Annotated in this window: 2 protein-coding genes and 2 pseudogenes; all 4 read right to left on the minus strand. The window is 40.3% G+C overall.

What is annotated here, in order from left to right; translation table 11 throughout:
- Positions 1–273 precede the first annotated feature (273 nt).
- Positions 274–408: pseudogene (locus D7Y06_RS28135) on the minus strand (SHOCT domain-containing protein); the annotation flags it as partial.
- Positions 362–544 carry a hypothetical protein gene (locus tag D7Y06_RS24540; RefSeq protein ID WP_442970473.1) on the minus strand — a complete coding sequence of 61 codons (183 nt, stop codon included), beginning with the start codon at positions 542–544 and terminating at the stop codon, positions 362–364. The gene D7Y06_RS24540 and the pseudogene D7Y06_RS28135, both read right to left, overlap by 47 nt.
- A 530-nt stretch (positions 545–1074) precedes the next feature.
- Positions 1075–2436 carry a sensor histidine kinase gene (locus D7Y06_RS24550; protein WP_120410100.1) on the minus strand — a complete coding sequence of 454 codons (1362 nt, stop codon included), beginning with the start codon at positions 2434–2436 and terminating at the stop codon, positions 1075–1077.
- A pseudogene (locus D7Y06_RS24555) lies at positions 2424–2954 on the minus strand (response regulator transcription factor); the annotation flags it as partial. The gene D7Y06_RS24550 and the pseudogene D7Y06_RS24555, both read right to left, overlap by 13 nt.
- Between the last annotated feature and the right edge of the window lie 75 nt (positions 2955–3029).

Here is a 3029-nt window from a genome sequence, read left to right on the forward strand (position 1 = left end):
GAACTACATCAATTTTATATGGTGCTAAAATAATCTGAAGATTGGCGGCTCTTTTAATCTGGAAAACAACATTATGTACCGGGTGTAATAATCGACCTGCGCCTCATAGCTTATCGCCTGTTCCTCGGAATCCGTGGATACCCTCGCATACCCCGCCGTCTTGTCAGTGTCACATGATGCCATAGAACCAGCTTTATATCCACTCATTTCGGTCTGTAAACTAACCAAAATCGGGCGGTATTTTTCCCGGAAAATTGTATCAATCTGACCGTACTCCTCTGCCGTCATTGCCCCCTGTTCCATGAGGGATTTCGCTATGTTCATGGTGGCGTGGTACATCTTCTCATTCCGGAACTGCTCCTCACTCATCTGCACCACCTCCGAACCTGTCAGCCACATAACACGCATGACAGCCCTGCACTGGGATAAACAGCTTGTCCATGTATCTCTGGTCGGATTCCCTGCGGCGGCAGAAATCCCGATAGGACAACTCCACATAGACATTGTTTTCTTTGATATATACTTTTCTTGGTGCATACTTCACCGTAAGTACCTCCCATCTGAATTTTTGAAATGCTGAAATCCAGATGGAGAGAGGCGGGGAGCGACAGCCAACAGCAGAAACAGCCCTGCGGCATAATCTGATAAAAAACGACAAAAGAAAAACCGCAAAGGCTCTGTGACCTCTACGGTTATAAGTGATACTAATTCTATTAAGCGGAGATTCTACTTCTGGTTTCATGGTGAGAAGTAGCGTTGCATGGACAGGGATTTTTTTAACTGGCTTCCTGCCATTCCCCGATATGCTATGTATAAATCAAATCTGCGTTGCATGAGCAGATAGATAACTGCCCGAAAAAAGAACATAAAAAAATCCCTCCAAACTCTAAAACAGGTCTGGAGAGTGTCTGTTAAGTCTTTTCGGGCATAGCAATACCGCCCACCATACGCCGTTTTTTTATTTGGCGGACTTTAAATTCAGCCGTTCACTTTTTAAATACTACGAGGTATTTTTGAAGATTTCATAAAGATTTGCAAAAATAATGGGCGATGCTTTCCATCGCCCATTAAATCCTAGTATGGAATTTTTATTGTAACCTCTGCACCGCCTGTTTTATCGGAATTTTTAAGAGTAAGTTCCCCGTTGTGTTGCTTTACAATGCTGTTTGTGATATAAAGCCCCATGCCAAAGTGCATATTAGAGCTTCGGCTGTGGTCGCCCATAAAAAACTGCTCCCTTGCATGGCGCAAATCCTCATTCGTAAAACCAGTTCCCTCGTCTGTTATAATAACTTGCAGAAAGTTTTCTTTCCTCTGCGTTTCCACATATATTGTTCCTCTTTGCGGGGAGTATTCTAAGGCATTATTGACAACATTCATAATTGCCCGTTCCAACAACAATTTATCCGCTTCAAAACATCCCATATCTGTTTCCATGCTTAAGCGAATTTCCTTTGTAACACATAACGCACTTGCCTGTGCTTCAATTTGTTCCATATAATCCGCTATATCAATTTTCTCTACTTGAAGCTGATAGCCTGTGACTGTACGGGATATATCAATCAAAGTCTTTATATATACTTGTATCTGTTCCGAACTTTCCGTAATATACCCTGCATATAATCGTTGCTCATCGTCAAGTTCCGTTTCATTCATTAAATCTATATTCCCCTGGATAACAGTTAAAGGTGTTTTTACATCATGAGCAAGTGCGGCTATTTGTTCCCTTTGTGATTGCTCTGCTTTCCATTGTTGTTCTAAAGATAATTTTAAGCTGTCCTTCATTTCTGAAATAGAGTTCAATACCGCATTGTATTCACTGATTTCAGAGCTTTCTACCTCAAAGTCAAGATTTTGCTTCTGTATTTGTTCTGTTGCCATAATCAACGGAGATAACTGAATTTTCAGTTTTCGGGAATATCGTATTGTCAGACAAACGCAAACCGCTATGCAATTTACCCCTATCAACAGCAATAATAATATTTCGGGAGCAGGCAAATGTTTCTGCATCCAGTCATTTTTATATTGCGAACCCACATAATATTTCAGTACGCAATATTCTGTTTCCCTCGGTATGAATTGGTATTGTGTCCTGCTTGTAGGGTCACTGTTTTCTCCAGTTTTTGCAAATTCCAACGCCTTTTCCTGCTCCGTTGTATCCATGTTTGTATAGAGGACATTATAATCTTCATCAAGTATCAGATATTCACAATAGGAAGGGATTGCAACCTTTGTAATATCTGGTGCAGCCGCAATTATCGGCGATATTTCCTGTACGGAATGTTCCGCATTATTAGCATAAGTCACATACCCTGCACTTGAAGCAAATGCAAGGAGCAAAAAAGGAACTGCCGCCGATAAGAGCAATCCGAATATGAGAATAATTAAGAATTTCCAGAAAATCATTTGCAATGAAGTCCGTTTTATCCTTCCCATCTATATCCTACCCCCCAGACTGTGTTAATCGGAGTAACACCATATCCTGCCAACTTACTGCGAATATTCTTTATATGTGTTGCAATCGTTGAATTGTCGCTGTTACCATCAAATCCAAAAACAGCTTCATAAATCTGCTCTCTTGTAAATACCTGCCCTCTATTTCTGGCTAAATACTCACAAATTTCATACTCGCTTTTGGTTAGGTCAACTTTCTTGCCTTTCATAAAAAGTTCCTTTGAAGATAAATCAAACTTGATTTCCTGTTCAAATCCTAATGTATTATGGTGCTCCCGTCTTTCCCGACGCAGGTGGGCAGTAACACGGGCTCGTAATTCACCTATTCGGAAAGGCTTAGTAATATAATCATCAGCACCTATTCCTAATCCGTAGATAATGTCTGTTTCCATTACTTTTGCTGTGAGAAATAGAATAGGGCAGTCTACAATTCCTCGGATTTTTTTGCAAAACATAAATCCGTCAACATCTGGCATCATAATATCTAACAAAATCAAATCATCTTGTGAGTTAAAAGTTTGTACCACTAAGAAGCCAGAAAATCCCAGTGTTTTTCTGACTCTTCCTGTAGCTCA

Origin of the sequence: Roseburia sp. 1XD42-69 (assembly GCF_003612565.1) — a bacterium.
GTDB lineage: Bacteria > Bacillota > Clostridia > Lachnospirales > Lachnospiraceae > Roseburia_B.